The sequence below is a fragment of the Dysgonomonas sp. HDW5A genome (genome assembly GCF_011299555.1).
Lineage (GTDB): Bacteria > Bacteroidota > Bacteroidia > Bacteroidales > Dysgonomonadaceae > Dysgonomonas_A.
Window position 1 is genome coordinate 3,389,661 of the sequence record NZ_CP049857.1, and the last position, 17,205, is coordinate 3,406,865.

The 17,205-nt window shown below is 36.0% G+C and carries 15 protein-coding genes; 4 read left to right on the forward strand and 11 right to left on the reverse strand.

The genetic code is table 11. The features are described from left to right. Positions 1-185: 185 nt before the first annotated feature. From G7050_RS14115 to G7050_RS14155, 9 genes are all read right to left on the reverse strand, one after another. Positions 186-419, reverse strand: coding sequence for a YecH family metal-binding protein (locus G7050_RS14115; protein WP_166116553.1), 234 nt, complete (start codon positions 417-419; stop codon positions 186-188). A 318-nt stretch (positions 420-737) separates the two neighbouring features. Further along, on the reverse strand, positions 738-875 hold the full coding sequence (locus G7050_RS14120) for a hypothetical protein (protein WP_166116555.1): 138 nt from the start codon (positions 873-875) through the stop codon (positions 738-740). Positions 876-1,026: 151 nt separating this feature from the next. After that, positions 1,027-1,743 (reverse strand): pyruvate formate-lyase-activating protein, encoded by a 717-nt coding sequence (gene pflA / locus G7050_RS14125; protein WP_166116557.1) that lies wholly within the window; start codon positions 1,741-1,743, stop codon positions 1,027-1,029. 65 nt (positions 1,744-1,808) lie between these two features. After that, on the reverse strand, positions 1,809-4,040 hold the full coding sequence (pflB, locus tag G7050_RS14130) for a formate C-acetyltransferase (protein WP_166116559.1): 2,232 nt from the start codon (positions 4,038-4,040) through the stop codon (positions 1,809-1,811). A 229-nt stretch (positions 4,041-4,269) separates the two neighbouring features. Further along, a complete protein-coding gene (locus G7050_RS14135) occupies positions 4,270-5,463 on the reverse strand; it encodes an ABC transporter permease (protein WP_166116561.1) in 1,194 nt (397 codons plus the stop codon). Next, complete coding sequence (locus G7050_RS14140) at positions 5,447-6,634, reverse strand: ABC transporter permease (protein WP_166116563.1); 1,188 nt, start codon at positions 6,632-6,634, stop codon at positions 5,447-5,449. The genes G7050_RS14135 and G7050_RS14140 overlap by 17 nt, the downstream gene beginning before the upstream one ends. A 7-nt stretch (positions 6,635-6,641) precedes the next feature. Then, the gene (locus tag G7050_RS14145) at positions 6,642-7,637 is read right to left on the reverse strand and encodes an HlyD family secretion protein (protein ID WP_166116564.1); all 996 of its coding nucleotides are present in this window, start codon (positions 7,635-7,637) and stop codon (positions 6,642-6,644) included. A gap of 35 nt (positions 7,638-7,672) precedes the next feature. Next, the gene (locus tag G7050_RS14150; RefSeq protein WP_166116566.1) at positions 7,673-9,115 is read right to left on the reverse strand and encodes a TolC family protein; all 1,443 of its coding nucleotides are present in this window, start codon (positions 9,113-9,115) and stop codon (positions 7,673-7,675) included. 198 nt (positions 9,116-9,313) lie between these two features. Further along, positions 9,314-10,294 (reverse strand): linear amide C-N hydrolase, encoded by a 981-nt coding sequence (locus tag G7050_RS14155; RefSeq protein ID WP_166116568.1) that lies wholly within the window; start codon positions 10,292-10,294, stop codon positions 9,314-9,316. A 500-nt stretch (positions 10,295-10,794) separates the two neighbouring features. Here G7050_RS14155 and G7050_RS14160 point away from each other — a divergent pair, with 500 nt between their 5' ends. From G7050_RS14160 to G7050_RS14180, 4 genes are all read left to right on the forward strand, one after another. After that, positions 10,795-12,186, forward strand: a complete 1,392-nt coding sequence (locus G7050_RS14160) for a glutamate decarboxylase (RefSeq protein ID WP_166116570.1) — start codon at positions 10,795-10,797, stop codon at positions 12,184-12,186. A 60-nt stretch (positions 12,187-12,246) separates the two neighbouring features. Then, positions 12,247-12,636: a hypothetical protein gene (locus G7050_RS17945; RefSeq protein ID WP_255499162.1), complete on the forward strand. Its 390-nt coding sequence runs from the start codon at positions 12,247-12,249 to the stop codon at positions 12,634-12,636. Between the two features lie 291 nt (positions 12,637-12,927). Next, positions 12,928-14,106, forward strand: coding sequence for a BamA/TamA family outer membrane protein (locus G7050_RS14175; protein ID WP_166116572.1), 1,179 nt, complete (start codon positions 12,928-12,930; stop codon positions 14,104-14,106). 90 nt (positions 14,107-14,196) lie between these two features. Beyond that, a complete protein-coding gene (locus tag G7050_RS14180; RefSeq protein WP_166116574.1) occupies positions 14,197-14,871 on the forward strand; it encodes a MarC family protein in 675 nt (224 codons plus the stop codon). Positions 14,872-14,914: 43 nt separating this feature from the next. On the opposite strand, the gene G7050_RS14185 is transcribed toward G7050_RS14180, so the two are convergent. Beyond that, positions 14,915-16,246, reverse strand: coding sequence for a HAMP domain-containing sensor histidine kinase (locus G7050_RS14185; RefSeq protein WP_166116576.1), 1,332 nt, complete (start codon positions 16,244-16,246; stop codon positions 14,915-14,917). Next, entirely contained in the window at positions 16,243-16,932 is a 690-nt protein-coding gene (locus G7050_RS14190; protein ID WP_166116577.1) for a response regulator transcription factor, read from the reverse strand. The genes G7050_RS14185 and G7050_RS14190 overlap by 4 nt, the downstream gene beginning before the upstream one ends. Positions 16,933-17,205: the final 273 nt, after the last annotated feature.

Below are 17,205 nucleotides of genomic sequence, written 5' to 3' on the forward strand. Positions count from 1 at the left end.
AGATGCTTTGTTAGGTTTTATTATTTTGTTTTTATAAAAATGAGGGCAATAAATGATGTCAGATATTCTGAATTAATAGAATATCTGACATCATTTATTAAGTGTTCAGGAATATGATCTCCTGTACTAATATCTTGTTAAGTCAGGCTAATAAATTAATATCTAAAATATAAGTGGCTACAATATTAATGATTGCAAACTTTACTTATATCTACAGTAAACCCACTATCGGAGGGCATGAATTTTCCTTTGTTCTTGAGGAATATGATTAGTTCATCTATATTCATATTCTCCGCAGAACATGCATAGAATGTTTGATTCTCGCCAAATGTCTCTTTTATAGCTTCAATTAATGAGGTTTCCGTATAACTATTTCCTTCCATCATGTGTAGGACTGCGTGTGCATGTATTTGTTCCATCTTGTATTTCTATTTTTATAATTAAGTACAAATGTACAGATCTAACTTAGATATTCTGTGTAACATATGTTACATACTTTATGCTTGTGGATATAGAAAAATACCAATAATAGGAGATCGAAATAGTCAAGAGGAAACCTATAATTTCTACAATTATAAATTTCCTCTCTGTGCAACATAATATTTTATGTGCCTATATTCTAAACATCATGGAGTTATAATTTGTTTGAAGTATTATTTTTTATTAGATATAAACAAACTCTCTTAACTGAGCACTCACATAAAAGAAGCTCGTACACTCACGGGCTTCTTTATTTATTACTCATATTTAGCGATTACTGCTGATATACGTTCATATAAATCGTCAAAATTACATATGTACTCATCAGAATCCAGAACTCGCTTTACATACCTTAAAGTATCCAGTAACTCCATTTTGTCTTTGTCTATTGCCATTTAATTCATATTAGTTATTATACAATATAACATATTTGTGTTTTTAATTGTTTTATTAATAGATACTTAATATGCCTGTATTATTTTATCTATCATTTAGATTATTGAAGTTCAAATATGTTATTAGCTATGCGTTGAAGATTATTGTGTGTTAGACCGGTAACCCATAAGATTTGAAAATTGCTTCTGCTCTTTTCTTCAGCTCCGGACTTGGGGGCTCTATATCTTTTAGTTTATATTTGATGTTTAATTCTTCCCATTTATGAGTTGCCATTTGATGAAAAGGAAGAATATCCACTCGTTCTACATTCTTAAATTGCGATGTGTACTTTGCCCATTCAATTAAGTCTTGTTCGTCATCGGTATAGTCAGGTACTAGAACGTAGCGTAACCATACAGCCTTATTTATAGAAGCCAGATAGTTCAGAAACTTCAAAGTCGGCTCAAGTGCTGCTCCGGTAAGAGTTTTGTATTTCTCAGGATTAATTTGTTTGATATCGAGTAAAACCAAGTCGGTATAATTGAGTACCTCTTTCACTTGCTCGTTCAATAATATGCCCGATGTATCAATTGCAGTATGAATGTTATGCCCTTTACAGATCTTAAATAACTCCAATATAAATGGTGCTTGCAGTAAGGGTTCTCCTCCCGAAACGGTGACACCTCCACGTACAAATGCTTTTACTTTTTCAATTTCGTGAAAAGCTTCCTGAGGACTCAATTCATATTTGGCATTACACATTTCCCATGTATCGGGATTGTGGCAATACATACAACGGAGCGGGCAGCCTTGCATAAATAAAACAAAGCGTATTCCGGGGCCGTCTTTTGTGCCAAAGGTTTCGAAAGAATGAATAAGTCCGTTCATGAAAATAAAATTAACAGAGAATCGCATTTTACGATTCTCTGTTCAATGATATAAATGTATATGAATTAAAATGCAGTTGTTATAGTTCTGTTTATCACATCTAACTGTTGCTCACGTGTAAGTTTTATGAAATTAACGGCATAACCCGATACGCGTATTGTCAATTGAGGATATTGTTCCGGATGTTCCATTGCATCAATTAGTAAATCTCTGTCAAACACATTCACATTCAGATGATGTCCCGATTGAAGGAAATACCCGTCCAATAAGCCTGATAAGTTTGCTGCTTCCTCATCCCTGTTTTTACCCAAAGTATTAGGAGTTATAGCAAATGTGTATGAGATACCATCATTGGCATGTTCGAACGGAAGTTTAGCTACAGAAGAGAGCGAAGCAACTGCCCCTTTTGTATCGCGTCCGTGCATTGGGTTGGCTCCCGGAGCAAACGGAGTACCGTCACGACGTCCATCCGGTGTATTCCCGGTTTTCTTGCCATAAACAACATTTGAGGTTATAGTCAGTACCGATTGTGTTGGGATGGCATCTTTATACATCTTACGCTTACGAATCTTATTCATAAACTTCTCGACAATTTCGACTGCAAACTTATCTGTATTATCGTCATTATTTCCAAAAGGAATATAGTCTTTTTCAACTATATAATCTACAGCATCTCCATCTTGATCTCTCACAATGCGTACTTTACCATATTTAATGGCTGCAAATGAGTCGGCTATAATAGATAATCCTGATACTCCAAATGCTTGGGTGCGAACAATATCAACATCATGTAAAGCCATTTCCAGTGCTTCATAAGAATATTTATCGTGCATATAGTGGATAATATTCAATGCTTTAACGTAGGTTTCCGCAACCCAGTCCAGTGTACGGTCAAATTTTTCCCATACTTCATCAAATTCCAGATAATCACCTGTTACTTTTTCTATCCAGTGTTTAGGCAGTACTTGTGCCTTTGTTTTTTCGTCTTTACCACCGTTTATCGTATAAAGCAAAGCCTTAGGCAGATTGGCACGGGCTCCGAAAAATTGCATTTGGTGACCGATACGCATAGGAGACACACAGCAGGCAATACCATAATCATCTCCTAACTGAGGACGCATTATATCGTCATTTTCATATTGAAGAGATGAAGTATCAATTGATACTTTAGCACAATATTTTTTCCATCCGTCAGGTAGACGATCACTCCAAAGGATAGTGAGGTTTGGCTCGGGTGCAGGTCCCAGATTATACAGTGTATGCAACATACGGAAGCTGTTTTTAGTCACCAGCGAACGTCCGTTATTGGTCATACCACCTATCGATTCTGTTACCCAAACAGGGTCACCCGAAAATAATTCGTCATATTCGGGAGTACGTAAAAACCTGACAATACGCAATTTCATTACAAAATGATCTATGAACTCCTGAGCATCGGCTTCAGTAATCAATCCGGCTTGTATGTCTCGTTCTATATAAATATCAAGGAATGTGGTTACGCGTCCAAGACTCATGGCTGCTCCATTTTGATCTTTGATCGCTCCTAAGTAACCAAAATACGTCCACTGAATGGCTTCTTGTGCAGTTCTAGCGGGTTGAGATATATCGTATCCGTATGATGAGGCCATTGCTTTCAAAGCTTTCAAAGCCGATAACTGAGAACTTAATTCCTCGCGAAGACGAATTAAATCATCCGTCATAACAATAGGGTCACATTCTTTGAAACGTTTTTCTCTTTCCTGTATCAGGCGGTCTACTCCATATAGAGCTACACGACGATAATCTCCGATAATACGGCCACGACCGTATGCATCCGGTAGCCCTGTTAATAAACCGTTGCTTCTGGCACGGCGGATACTGTCTGTATATGCAGCAAATACACCTTCGTTATGAGTTTTTCTATATTTAGTATATATCTCGGTAGTAATAGGATCTAATTTATAGCCGTATTCCTCTAAACTTTGCTGTACCATGCGCAATCCCCCGTTAGGAAATATGGCTCTTTTTAGAGGCTTGTCGGTTTGTACACCTACTATTTTTTCTAAGTCTTTATCAATATATCCGGCTCCGTAGGCATCGATTTGAGAAGGATATTTAGTTTCGGCATCATAAATACCTTTCTTTTTCTCCTCAACAAACATTTGGCTCAATTTATCCCAAAGTTTTTGGGTTGCTTCAGTTGGATTTTCCAGAAAAGATTCATCACCAGTGTATTCAGTATAGTTTTTAAGAATAAAATCATTTACATTGATTTCTTCCTTCCACTTATTACCTTTAAAATCTTTATATGCTTCCATCTTTATTTTGAATTAATCTAATTGGGGATTTCTAATAAGTTTTTCTCAGGCTTATTATCCTATGAGTATAGAAAATAGCATAAAAACGAATTACAAAAGTAATAACTTTTATAAAACTTATTCATATACTCATGTCTCTTCGCTAAAAACATGAGTATTTTTTGTAAAGATTTAATTAATTATTTTCTGTTGACAACAGGCTGTACTATGCTAGACATACTATGAATAGTTATTTTATAGCTTTCTTTATATTGTATTGATACGCCAAGCATGCTAAAATAAAGTATACAGCACATTGTATCCATAAAGTAATGTATTCAGTTTGTATATCGGCCATAGAAGCTCCCATACTATTTACCTTCACAAATGCCAGTGTACCCGGAGCAGCAGGTATAATAAAATGAGTGGCTTGCCAATACCAAGGCATTAGTTCAAGAGGGTAGGAGATGCCCGAAAGAAATACCAGACCTACCGAAAAGAATGCAATCATCAATATCGGTGCTTCGGAGTCGGTAAAGAATACAGAGCCTGCCAATCCGAAAAAACAGGTGGCTAACAAATACGGAATGAATAACATAATTATTTCATAAGAGTTCCCTATATTGGGTAACTGAAATATGATCGGAATTAATCCTGCTAAGAATAATCCGAAAATAGAATATAGGATGCAGTAAACAAATGTCTTACTGATAATAATGCGTGATACTCGTTTGAGAGTTGTTCCTTGTTCTGCAAAATGGCGAATTGATCCCGATTCGCGCTCCTTACCGCTAATCATGGATATTACCATCATTAAAGTCTGAAATATAATTATCATTATTACAGCCGGTATCAGATAAGTACCATATCCTTCGGTATAGTTATAAAGAGGTGTTCCACTTACTGAGATAGGCGTGGCTGCCGCTATTTGCAGTACATCTTTCGCAGGTAAGAAGACTACCATGTTAGGTCGGTATCTGTCATCCAACTCCAGCATAGCTCCGGCTGAAGCTTCTTGTATAGACGAGTAGTAAAGGAATGCTTGCGTTACTGCATAGGTTATAAATATAGATTCTTCACCCCGATTTACTCTCGTATCGAAATCTTTAGGAATGTATATAATACCTGCAACCTTATTCTTTTTCATAAGTTCTTTAGCTGCAATAAAATCAACCGCAGTGCCATAAACTTCTACTTGTGGTGCAGCATCTATCAATCGGGTATACTCTCTGCTTAATTTGCTATTTGATTTATCAACTACAACAACCGGGGCATTTCTTATGACATTAGGTTGATACATGTAATTGTAGAGGAGACCATAAATGAAAATACCTCCGATCAATACAAGCAAGATAGAGTAGCTTGATGCAATTGTTTTGAATTCCTGAATTATCAATTCAACAATATCTTTTAGACTGCTTTTCATTTTAATCAATATCTTCATATTTATGACTTAAAATTGCATTTTTTAAATGTGGCAACATAAGAAGAGTCACCAATGGAAATAAGAATAAAATGCTGACATTTTGCCACGTGTAAGCAAATCCATAATTCCCGTAGAGTAGATTCTGGTTGATCTCAACAAAATGGCGGACAGGGAACAAAAAAGAAGCATAGTATACTGCCGGATACATAAAAGGTACCGGAAAAGTAACTCCCGAAAGAGTTGCCCCTAATGATGCGACCATAGATACTACACTCATGATAATCCCGATGGCAGGAAATAATGAGAATAGGAATACTCCAAAAGCCTGAGTTGCGATAATAAAAAGGATTGTAGCCAGATTCAATGGTAAAAATCCAGATGAAAAAGGAATATCCATAACCCCGAAAATAATGTAATTGGCAAATATACCTATAATACAGTATATAATAGTGTAGGGCAGAAGCTTACCTACTATAGCCGTAAACATATTCAGATTTGCTGCTTCCAGCCACTTATCGGCTGTTCGGAATTTAATCTCGCTGCCAACAACATATACTGTTGTGAGTAAAATGAGAACCTGAAATAGAACAAAAAAGAATGGGTTTGTTAAGTAAATAGAATAATCTAAACTCGAATTATACAGTGGGTGGCTTTGGGTATTTACCGGAACAAGAAAGGTTGTGATCTGCTCTTCTCCTACGCCCAGCGCTACAGCTTCGGTAACAATAGGTCCTAAAGCTAATGTTTGGAGCAGAGATTCAAAAGCACCATATATTTCTGTACCCACACTTAGCAAAGCATAGTGATAATAATACGCAAGGGTCGATTGCCTACCGGCCATAACATCGGATTCAAAATTGTGGGGTATAACTAAATATCCGTAAATTATTTTCTGCTGTGTTGCTTTTCGTGCCGACTCCATATCGCTGTAATACTCTGTCACTTTAAAAGTGGGGACGGTTGCTACCGTTCTGGATATATTTCGGGATGTAGCGGTTTGATCTAAATCGACAATACCTATCGGTATATTTTCCATCTGTCCTGTCCCGAAAATAGTAACCATAAAGAAAACAGTGAACAAGGGTAATATTACACAAACTCCTAAATATAGTCTGCGGGAAGTCATTCGTATTAATTCTCGTTTTAATACTGAGTAAAAAGGGCTACTATTTTTAGAAATCTCATTCATGTTTTATTTATTTTATATCGTCAAGATTTACTAATACAGACATGCCCGGGCGTAGTCCTTCTACCGGCGACTCGGGTAGTGCATGCAGTTCAAAAGTAATCATGTCGTAACTGCCTGTTTCTTTAGTTGATTTCCAGGTTGCATAACTACCTAATGGGCTGATGTAGTTTACTACGAATGTAATTCCTTTGGCATTTAAGGCCGGAACATCTCCTTTAAACTTACCTCCTATCTTGAAATTATACAACATATCTTCCCGCACATTTAATACTACATGGGCATCACCTAATACCACAAGTGTCATGATAGGCATTCCTGTGCCTATAAGCTCGCCCACTTTAGGATAAATAGTTGATATTTGACCATTGTCAGGTGCTAATAATACAGCATCTTCTAGAGTTGCACTTACTTCAGTTACAGTTCCTCTGGCAGCATCTATTAAAGAGCGTGCGCTGGCTTTTTCCTGATGACGAGCACCATCAAGCGCCATTTGGTATTGCTGATAAGCCGCACGTTCGGCAGCTACGGCAGCCTTGTATATTGCTTCACTTTCGTCTTTTCGTTGAGATGCTACAACCCCTTCCTTATAAAGAGTCGATATGCGGCTGTGAGTTGTTGTGGCTAACTCCAAATCCGATTTAGACTTGTTCCAAAGTTGAAGAAACGATTCGATAACCTGTTTACGGTTTCCTTCGTCAACCAGATTGTTTTGAGAGACTGCTATACTCTCCAGTGCATTTACTTGCGATAGCTTAGCAAATCCTTCCGGACAATAAATACTAACTAGAGTATCTCCTTTCATTACAGTTTGTCCTTCTTTCACCGAAAACGATTCGATACGTCCCGGTAATTTTCCTGAGATACGCACTTCTGTGGCTTCTATCTGTCCTTGTAGTATAGTCGGTTTATCCTTTAACAAAAAGATTCCTACTGTAGAAACAATGATGACAATCGTTAAGATTGAGATGAAGGCTATAATCAAATATTTTTTTTGCTTATCCATAGTTATATTTTTTTCTTTTTGATAAAATCCGATAATTAACGATTGAAAATATACTGTTCGGTTTTTCCATTATTGCAGTATTGGTCAAACGATTGAGGAATACCACAAACCGATAGCAAGTTTATCAATGCAACATCATATTCATAATATGCCATTAATGAGGCAATTTCGACCTTAGAGAGCATGACTTCTGCATCAACCACTTCGGTTGAAGTAGCCATACCTTCTTTAAAAGCTACTTTACGTATCCTCAGTAACTCTTTACTCATTTCGATGGTTGTATTCAGAGTTGCTATATTATCTAATGCGTTTTGTATCTGATTATAAAGCTTATCTACAGCAAGTTCATTATCATCCAGTACTTTTTCGTTTTCTATATCCAGAATCTGTTGGGTGACTCTGGCTTGTTTAATTTTCTTTTCTCTGTTAAGCCCGTCAAATATATTCCATGTAAATCCGGCACCAATAAAAGTTCGGGGCAGTAAGTTGCTTTCTATCCCATGGGCGAAGAAAGTTTGTTTACCAATCAACGCAATTTCCGGAATATATGCCGCGTTTGCTATTTTTAGTTGATTTTTAGCTATGTCTTTCTGTATTTTCATCTGCTTGGAAGCATAACTGTTATCTTCTATTAACCCTTTGAAATAAGATAAAGAGGGTATAGAGTCATTGATAAAGAGAGAGGAAACGGGAGATATATTATCTTCCGTTTCCATTTTAATTAATACTTTAAACGATTTTTGAGTCATGTTCAAATCCTTTCTGGCGGCTTCCAATTCGCGTTTAGCTTCATCCAGATTTACTTGAACAAATAGTCGTTCAGCCTTATTTATCATCCCGTTCTCTTCTAACTTCAATGCATTTTGATAATGCATACTTAAAGATTCGTATGCCTTTTCTTTAACATCAACTATTCTGTTTCCCAAACGCAGACCGAAATAATTTTCCACCAGTAAAATCTGCACTCCTGCATCTATTTGTTCTTTATTAACCTTAGCCGCAGAAATCATCTGTTTACTGATGTTACCTGCATAGATACGTTTACCTCCGGTATATAGAGGCAATGTCAGATTTGCATCAATCGTAGCAAGATTTTGCGGAGCCAACGGCACGATAAGATTTTGACTACCTATTTTGTCCAATACCGATGTAACAAGTTGTTCGCCGGGATAAATAGATTGAATATAGTCTTTTGCCGGATTGGTGTAATCACTTAAGGGTTGCCTTACCTCTATGTTATTTGACATATGGATATATGCACCTGTTGCAGTGATTGTTGGGAGCCAGAAAGAATTTATTCTTTGATGTTCATACTTTGCCCATTCAATTTCTTTGTTTGCAATTTTGAGGCTTTTGTTTCCAGTATGTGCCAATTGCATAGATTGCTCAAGAGTGAGTTCAATCTTTGTATCTTGGGCCAAAAGAGTATTGGAACAAAGAAGAAGTGTTATGCTGCCGGTTATTAAATATTTGAGCATATTGTTGGGTTTATGATTTTTGGATGTTATTTAAATCAATTAAGATCTCAGACCTATTTATTGCTTGAGAGTAGGGGGGGAATCTATGTGTTTGCCAATTTATGGCAGACACATAGGTCTGCCCCCTGCACCAAAAATACGACATTAAATATTTTCTGTTACTTAATTGTTGAAATATTGAGAGACTTACAATATAATTTAAGCGTTTACACCTATGAATTTAAAAGGTTGCGCAGGTTTAAAGTCTTTAGCAGTATTGCCACTGTATGTTTCGTCATTGGCAATAGACAGTTTTAAAACAGGAGCACCTTCCTCCAGATTCATATCCTGAAGTCTTACCCAAAAAGTATTTGGAGTTACGCTCGACTCAAAAAAGTAGATCAAGTTTTTACTGTCCGATACTGTTCTCCATTGAGTCGAAGAAATCTCGGGATTTTCGGGAGTCGATATTCCGTGAGGAACAGACGCATTGCGGATTACACTGAATACACTGGCAATCGCTATCTTTTCATCATTTGTTTTAGGGATTACGTCAATATAAAAACTAGCTCTAGCAAAACGGTCGGCAGGACGATTGGTTCCTGGCAGAAATGTCAACCCTCCGATTGATTTCCAGTAATCGTTCAAAGCCAGTTGTTTGTCATACGTCGGAGAATTGGTCATTACCTTGTAATCCTTGCTATGGTGAATAGTCAATTTGCCATCAATATATTCGAAGATGGCGTTATCGCCTGTAGCATCTGATATAGCCAGGTGTAAGGTTGCCATTCTCGATCCGTCAGGCATTTCATCCGACACTACCTGAAAAGTTCCCCCTTCTACAAAAGATACCGCTTCGTTTACTGTTGCAAAGTTATCCAACATATATTGTACCCAAGCGGCAATAGTTAATCCCGGTTTGCTTTGATCTCTTACCGGATATTGCGATTCGGGCAGCCAAAGGAGGTTCGCGACCAATCCTTTTTCATTCATTCCGTCTGTACTGGCAATCTCAAAAGCAGAGGTTACTACACTGCCATATTTGGATGTCCATTTCAAAGAATTTTCACCTGTTTTGCCATCTCTTTCTATTCCTTTTGGAAATACCCAGATATTGCTGTATAATTCGGTTTTCCAATCCATAGTGCGACCGGTTACTATCATTCCCTCAGTTCCTGTATAAACTACTCTTGTACACATAATTTTTTTTATTTATTGTTATAATTCTTGACTCTTTTATAAACTAATTCAATTTAGAATTGTTCAATCTTTTTTGAATTTATTTTGTTTTTCTGATTTTCATTTTAAAATAGACTTCTTTAAGCCTGTTTTTCGGTAAATCTGTGCTGCAAAAGTAGGTACACAGCTTCGAAATAAAGAAGAAAATCCATTAGAAAATTATTAAAAAAAAATTCCTGAATTCTAATAACTTTCTAATGGGTATGAGTGTTATAAATGAAATCTAAGCCTGTACTTTTGTAACGAAAATAAGTGAAAATACTCGGAGAGAAATAATCTCTTTATATATAGTTCTGAAAATTGAACTAATATGAAAAAAATAAAAAAATGTTATAAACTATAGAGATCTCCTGTTGAAAATTTACAATCGAACGTATGATTTTTATTAATACTTCTAAAACAACAAGAAATCCATTAAAAGAAAAGTTCTTATTTAATTAATTATATAAAAAAAGAAAATTATGGCACTACATTTAGTAAACCCAGACAAAAACAGCAGTTTTTTTGATGCTTATGCCGAATCGGCAGCAATTAATTCTATCCCTAAATTCAAAATTGCGGAAGAACCTAATGACCCGAAGGTTATACAAGACCTTTTGTTAGACGAATTATTACTTGATGGTAATGCGAAGCAAAACCTTGCTACATTTTGTCAAACAGACCTTGATCCTCAGATACATTATTTAATGGACAAATGTATTGATAAGAACATGATCGATAAGGACGAATATCCTCAAACAGCCGAAATCGAAAACCGTTGTGTGCATATATTGGCTGACTTATGGAATTCACCTCAAAGTGCTGATACTATCGGATGCTCTACAACCGGTTCGAGTGAAGCAGCTATGTTAGGTGGATTGGCTTTGAAATGGAAATGGAGAGAAAAACGCCGAAAAGAAGGTAAACCTACTGATAAGCCTAATATTATAACAGGACCTGTACAAATATGCTGGCATAAATTTGCACGTTATTTTGATGTCGAAATCCGTGAAATTCCTATGGATCATGGACGTTTATTAATGACTCCCGAAGAAGTATTGAAAAGAGTAGATGAAAATACAATAGGTGTAGTTCCTACTTTTGGTGTTACATTTACATTAGAATACGAAGATGTAAAAGCCATTAATGATGCTTTAGATAAGCTGCAAAAAGAAACCGGACTGGATATTCCTATCCATGTGGATGCTGCCAGCGGCGGATTTATTGCTCCCTTCATTCAAAAAGATATTGTTTGGGATTTCAGATTACCACGTGTAAAATCAATTAATACATCAGGCCATAAGTTCGGATTATCGCCACTAGGTGTGGGTTGGGTAGTATGGCGCGAGAAAGAAGACTTACCTGAGGATCTGGTATTCAATGTAAATTACTTAGGAGGTAATATGCCTACTTTTGCACTGAACTTCTCTCGTCCCGGTGGACAAATTATAGCTCAATATTATAATCTTTTACGTCATGGCCGTCAAGGATATGCACGCATTCAGCAAGCATGTCTTAATCATGGAATTTTCATTGCTCAGGAGGTCGAAAAATTAGGATTATTCGATTTATTATATGATGGCACATCGGCATTACCCGGAGCTGCGTGGATGTTGAAAAAAGGCACTAATCCCGGATTCAGTTTATATGACCTATCGGATCGTATGCGTAGTAGAGGATGGCAAATTGCATCATATACACTTCCATCCAATTGTGAGGATATGGTGATACAACGAGTTTTAATCCGCCATGGGTTTAGTCATGACTTGGCACAATTGATGATTGATGATTTGAAACGTAGCATAGATTATTTCCAAAAACATCCGGTTACAAATATTTCCGAATCCGATGATCAAAATAGCTTCCATCATTAATTTGTGATTCGAATCATTTAAAAAAATAATTTCAATTATATGGAATGAATTATAAAAACAATGCAAGCCTCTCCCGAACTTGCCATATCCCTAACTCTGGCTCTTGGGGTTGCTCTCGGCAAAGTCAAGATAAAAGATTTTTCGTTGGGATCGGTCACGGGAGTTCTGCTTATGGGGGTATTGGTCGGACAATTGGATTTGTTAATATCCCCCACAGTTAAGTCAGCTTTTTTCCTGATCTTCTTATTTACAGTCGAACCGGTTGATATTGTTTTCCGATTGGCTGAAAAATCATCGGTCGTCTTACTGAATGGAGGTGGTTTTGCAGGCCCCGAATGGTCGGTTAGAGTTTCTTTGGCTAATCTTGAGAATAAAGATTACGAAGTTATTGGAAAACAACTATCCGAAACTATGCAAGAGTATGTAGAGGCTTGGAAGGAATCCAAATAAGGCTCTTATCATTTTAGAGTGAAAAGATGTTGGTTGAGTTTTTAAACCAACATCTTATTTTGTTGTTAGACAGTGTTTTATAATTGTTTTTTTAGATATGTTTTCAGTATTAGCAAATCTTTTGTTGCTAAATAAAGACGTTGTTTCTAAAGTAGGTTAGATAGCTTATTAGAAAATTATTAGAGTTAAGTAGTTGTATTTTAATGATTTTCTAATTGGAAAGAGTGTTGTTGATATAGCAAATGCCTATACTTTTGTATTAGAAACAAAATCTAAAACAACTTTTATATTATGCGTACCCAACTGGTAATTGTATTTCTTTTCTTAGGTTTATCTGCTCTGAATGCTCATACCGAATCGAAGCAAGATACTTTACATGTTCAACATAAAGAAAGTAAAGGAATCATTGAGCCGATATATGACTATGTCGAAAAAACAGCTTTTCAATACTTAGAAAGCTCCAACGACAAGACATCGGATATTAAAGGCTTTAAGTTCTCGATAATGGGAGGACCCTACTATTCGAATGAAACCAAAGTCGGTATGGGACTGATTGCTTCCGGATTATACCGTGTGAAGGGGTGTAGCGAAGATATGGCTCCATCTAGTGTATCTTTATTTAGTAATATCACAACAGTTGGGGCTTATTCTTTCGGAGTAAAGGGAACCACTTTTTTTCCGGAGATGCGTTATTGGATTAATGCCAATGTCTCGTTTTCAGATACACCTCTTCGTTACTGGGGTATCGGATATGATGCAGGAAGTCAGGAAAATTACTCGACATACAACAATATGCAGAAAAATATAGAAGTTGATCTTTTTAAGAAAACAGGTAAATATTCAGCTTTGGGAATTATAACCAATGCAATGGAAGTGTCAGGCGTTAATTTTTCGGAAGTTAGTTTGCTGGGTAATGAAAGTCGAAAAGCGACAGCAGTAGGTGTTGGTCTTATAGCATCATACGACTCGAGGGATTTTATACCCAATCCATATAAAGGGATATATGCTATGGCATCAAATACTTATTATGCAGGAGCTTTAGGAAGTACACATGGTTTTAATAAGATCGATCTAATATTCAGATGTTACAAACAAATACGAAAAGATACTATTCTGGCTTTTGATCTGGATGGCACTTTCAATATGGGTAATGTAAATTGGGGTATGATGGCATTAGTTGGAAGCCCGAATCAAATGAGAGGGTATTACCAAGGACGTTATCGTGACAAGAAATTGATAGATACACAAGTAGAAATCCGTCAGCATGTTTATAAACGAAGTGGTGTAGTAGCTTGGGCAGGAGCGGGAAATGCTTTCTCTAAATTTTCGACCGTTCAATTGTGTCAAACACTTCCGACCTATGGTGCCGGTTATCGCTTCGAATTAAAAGAGAGAGTAAACCTTCGCCTTGACTACGGAAGAGGCAAAGACCAATCTGCATTTTATATTAATATAAATGAAGCATTTTAAGAGCTTGCTCAAATTTGCTTGCTAGATAAATAATAGCTATTTTCCCTAAAAAAGAGATTTGAACCGAGACTTTAATAAAAAATAGAAATCATGTCAATAAGCAATCTGTTATTTATATTTTCGTCATCTTTTATGGCTTTGTTTCCTGTAATAAATCCACTGGGAAATAGTTTTATTGTGAATGGATTTTTAACCGGCCTGAATGATCAGCAACGAAAATCAGCTATTCGGAAAATTGTTACAAACTACCTTTTGATCGGTATAGGAACTTTAGTAATAGGGCATCTGTTTTTATTACTTTTCGGTCTGGCTATCCCCGTTATACAGTTGGGTGGGGGAATACTTATCTGCAAAACAGCAATGGCATTGCTCTCTGATGCAGGAACTACAAGTAATGATGAACCTAAACAAACCCTAGATAATCCCAAATGGAAAGAAATAGAACGGAAATTATTTTATCCTATAACTTTTCCGATGAGCATTGGCCCCGGAAGTATATCTGTCATCTTTACCTTAATGGCATCTGCAAGTATTAAAGGCAGTTTTATAAAGACAGGAATAAATTATTCTGTTATTGCTCTTGCTATTATTTGTATGGCGAGTATGCTTTATATATTTCTTAGTCAAGGCCGCAAAATGATGGAAAAACTGGGCACTGCAGGTAACTTGATTATTAATAAATTAGTAGCCTTCTTTACCTTTTGTATCGGTATACAAATAATTGTTACAGGTATATCAACTATTTTCCATGTAGATATTCTGTAAAAAATCAAGCAAAAGAATAAAAGCGAATATTCCTTATGGTGAATTAGCTTAATTCGATACGAAAAGTAGTACCTTCTCCAACAACCGAAGTAAGAGTGATCTCTCCTTTATGTAAAGTTATTACTCTTTTTACAAGAGCTAATCCGATACCATTTCCTTGTGCGAAATTTTTGTTGCTTCCTCTGTAGAATGGTGTAAACAGATGATCTATTTCACTTTCAGGAATACCGATTCCGGTATCCGAAAATTGTAGTATTATTTTTTTTGATTTGGATGTGATTTTAACTGTCGAAGTTTTATTCTCCGAATATTTGCAATTATTCTCCATTAAGTTGGCAAAAGCCATCCTTAATAAATACTCATTGCCTTTAATGGTAAGTTCCGAGTCTTCATTAATTTCCAGATTGAAAATTAGTTCAATGTTATATTCCTTATTGCCTTTCAAAACTAACTCTCTTGCATCTAAAAGTATTTCATCTACCCGAACAATGCTCATCGATATCTTACTCTCGTCATAACTTGCTTTTGCAAGATCTAATAAACCATTTAGAAATATAATTACTTTATGGGTATCCTGACGCGAATTGATAAGTGTTTGCTTATACTCTTCTAAAGTACGGTCTTTTAATAAAGCCAGATCTATTTCTCCAATCAGTATAGCCAGAGGTGTTTGTAGCTCGTGAGAAACATTACTGACAAACATCTTCTGTGATTCGAAAGATGCTTCTATAATATCCAGAGCCTTATTAAACGAACCGGCTAACTCTCCAAACTCATCACTCTCGTTATATCCAATAAGACGTAAATGAAGGTTATTTGCTGTAATGTCTTTCATTTTATTGGATATCTTGGCGACAGGCTTTAATACCGATTTTGCCAAAAAGTAGCCTAAAGCACAAGCCGATAAAAGCGAAACTAAACTCAATATCAAAAGATATATGGCTAGTTTACTCATTTTGGCATGTCCATAACTATCGTATGCAGAGGTTATTATAATGTAGTTGTTCTTCTGATACGAAAATATAAAGCCAATAGTTTGATATTTCCCGTCATTAAGCTTCAGATCTTCTTTTTTGAGCCGTATATCATCTAATAATTCGCGAGAATGTGGTTTTGCACTTGTATTTTCTGCATCACTATAGAGGAGACCATAATTTTCATCATAAATCCAGACATCTACTTTATCCATCTCTTCGTTAGAAGCTTTTGCTTTAAAATAAAGATTAGCTCTGGACATTCCTTCTTTCTTTAAATCAACATAGAACTCCGTTTTCCTGACTTGAGTAGATATGATGTAGTTTAAAGCTACAAATATGAGCATAAGAGCTGTTATGACAACTGTTATACGAAGGGCTATTTTAGTCCGGATTTTCATTCTTCTTGTTTTAATATAAAACCTAATCCTTGGCGGGTATGTATTAGTTTTTTGTCAAAACCCTTGTCTATTTTCGATCTCAAATAATTGATATATACATCAATAAAATTAGTTCCTGTATTGAAATGAGTGTCCCATACCTTTTCAGCAATTTCCGTACGACTTAGTATCCTTTCTGTATTCATCATCATATATCTTAAGAGGTTAAACTCCTTGGGAGTGAGCTTCATCTCTTTTCCGTCTCTGAATACCGTTTTGGTATCTATATCGAGTCTAATGTCGGCATATTCTAAATGATCGGCTTCAGATGCGCTTTCATTAGTGCCTTTTCTTTTTAGTAATATATTTACACGGGCATTTAATTCCCTCAAATCAAACGGTTTTACCATGTAGTCATCGGCTCCTGCGTCAAAACCATCTAATTTATCATCAGTGGCACCCAGTGCGGTAAGCATGATAATGGGTACGTGAGGTTGTACTTTGCGTATTTCTTTACACAATTCAAAACCATTGAGATGGGGTAGAATTATATCTGTAATAATCAAGTCATAAGCGTGTGAATTGACAAGGCGTCGCCCCATTTCACCATCAAAAGCTAAAGTTACAAAATAACCAAACTCTTCGAGCCCTTTTTGGAGCAGCTCGGCTATACGTTGTTCGTCCTCTACTACCAGTATTTTTTTCATAAATAAGGAATTATTATTATTAATAACAACATTTAGTTTTTTAAGTTCGATTTTCTTAAACTTCTTATACAGCCTGCTGTTCAAATATATTTTTGTATTTGAGTATTGACTATAATATACATTATATCGTCCTCTTTCTCAGCCATAAATAAATGTATAAAAAAACGATTCTTAATAGTTTTAGGCAGGTATTAGAAATGTATTAGAGTCAACTGATTGAATTCTAATTACTTTCTAATTGTTTCTCTTCTTCGTTTTCATAGCAATGTATCT

Coding starts and splice junctions, on each gene's coding strand:
- G7050_RS14115 (WP_166116553.1), bottom strand. CDS start 419: ATGGAACAAATACATGCACACGCAGTCCTACACATGATGGAAGGAAAT.
- G7050_RS14120 (WP_166116555.1), bottom strand. CDS start 875: ATGGCAATAGACAAAGACAAAATGGAGTTACTGGATACTTTAAGGTAT.
- pflA (WP_166116557.1), bottom strand. CDS start 1,743: ATGAACGGACTTATTCATTCTTTCGAAACCTTTGGCACAAAAGACGGC.
- pflB (WP_166116559.1), bottom strand. CDS start 4,040: ATGGAAGCATATAAAGATTTTAAAGGTAATAAGTGGAAGGAAGAAATC.
- G7050_RS14135 (WP_166116561.1), bottom strand. CDS start 5,463: ATGAAGATATTGATTAAAATGAAAAGCAGTCTAAAAGATATTGTTGAA.
- G7050_RS14140 (WP_166116563.1), bottom strand. CDS start 6,634: ATGAATGAGATTTCTAAAAATAGTAGCCCTTTTTACTCAGTATTAAAA.
- G7050_RS14145 (WP_166116564.1), bottom strand. CDS start 7,637: ATGGATAAGCAAAAAAAATATTTGATTATAGCCTTCATCTCAATCTTA.
- G7050_RS14150 (WP_166116566.1), bottom strand. CDS start 9,115: ATGCTCAAATATTTAATAACCGGCAGCATAACACTTCTTCTTTGTTCC.
- G7050_RS14155 (WP_166116568.1), bottom strand. CDS start 10,294: ATGTGTACAAGAGTAGTTTATACAGGAACTGAGGGAATGATAGTAACC.
- G7050_RS14160 (WP_166116570.1), top strand. CDS start 10,795: ATGGCACTACATTTAGTAAACCCAGACAAAAACAGCAGTTTTTTTGAT.
- G7050_RS17945 (WP_255499162.1), top strand. CDS start 12,247: ATGCAAGCCTCTCCCGAACTTGCCATATCCCTAACTCTGGCTCTTGGG.
- G7050_RS14175 (WP_166116572.1), top strand. CDS start 12,928: ATGCGTACCCAACTGGTAATTGTATTTCTTTTCTTAGGTTTATCTGCT.
- G7050_RS14180 (WP_166116574.1), top strand. CDS start 14,197: ATGTCAATAAGCAATCTGTTATTTATATTTTCGTCATCTTTTATGGCT.
- G7050_RS14185 (WP_166116576.1), bottom strand. CDS start 16,246: ATGAAAATCCGGACTAAAATAGCCCTTCGTATAACAGTTGTCATAACA.
- G7050_RS14190 (WP_166116577.1), bottom strand. CDS start 16,932: ATGAAAAAAATACTGGTAGTAGAGGACGAACAACGTATAGCCGAGCTG.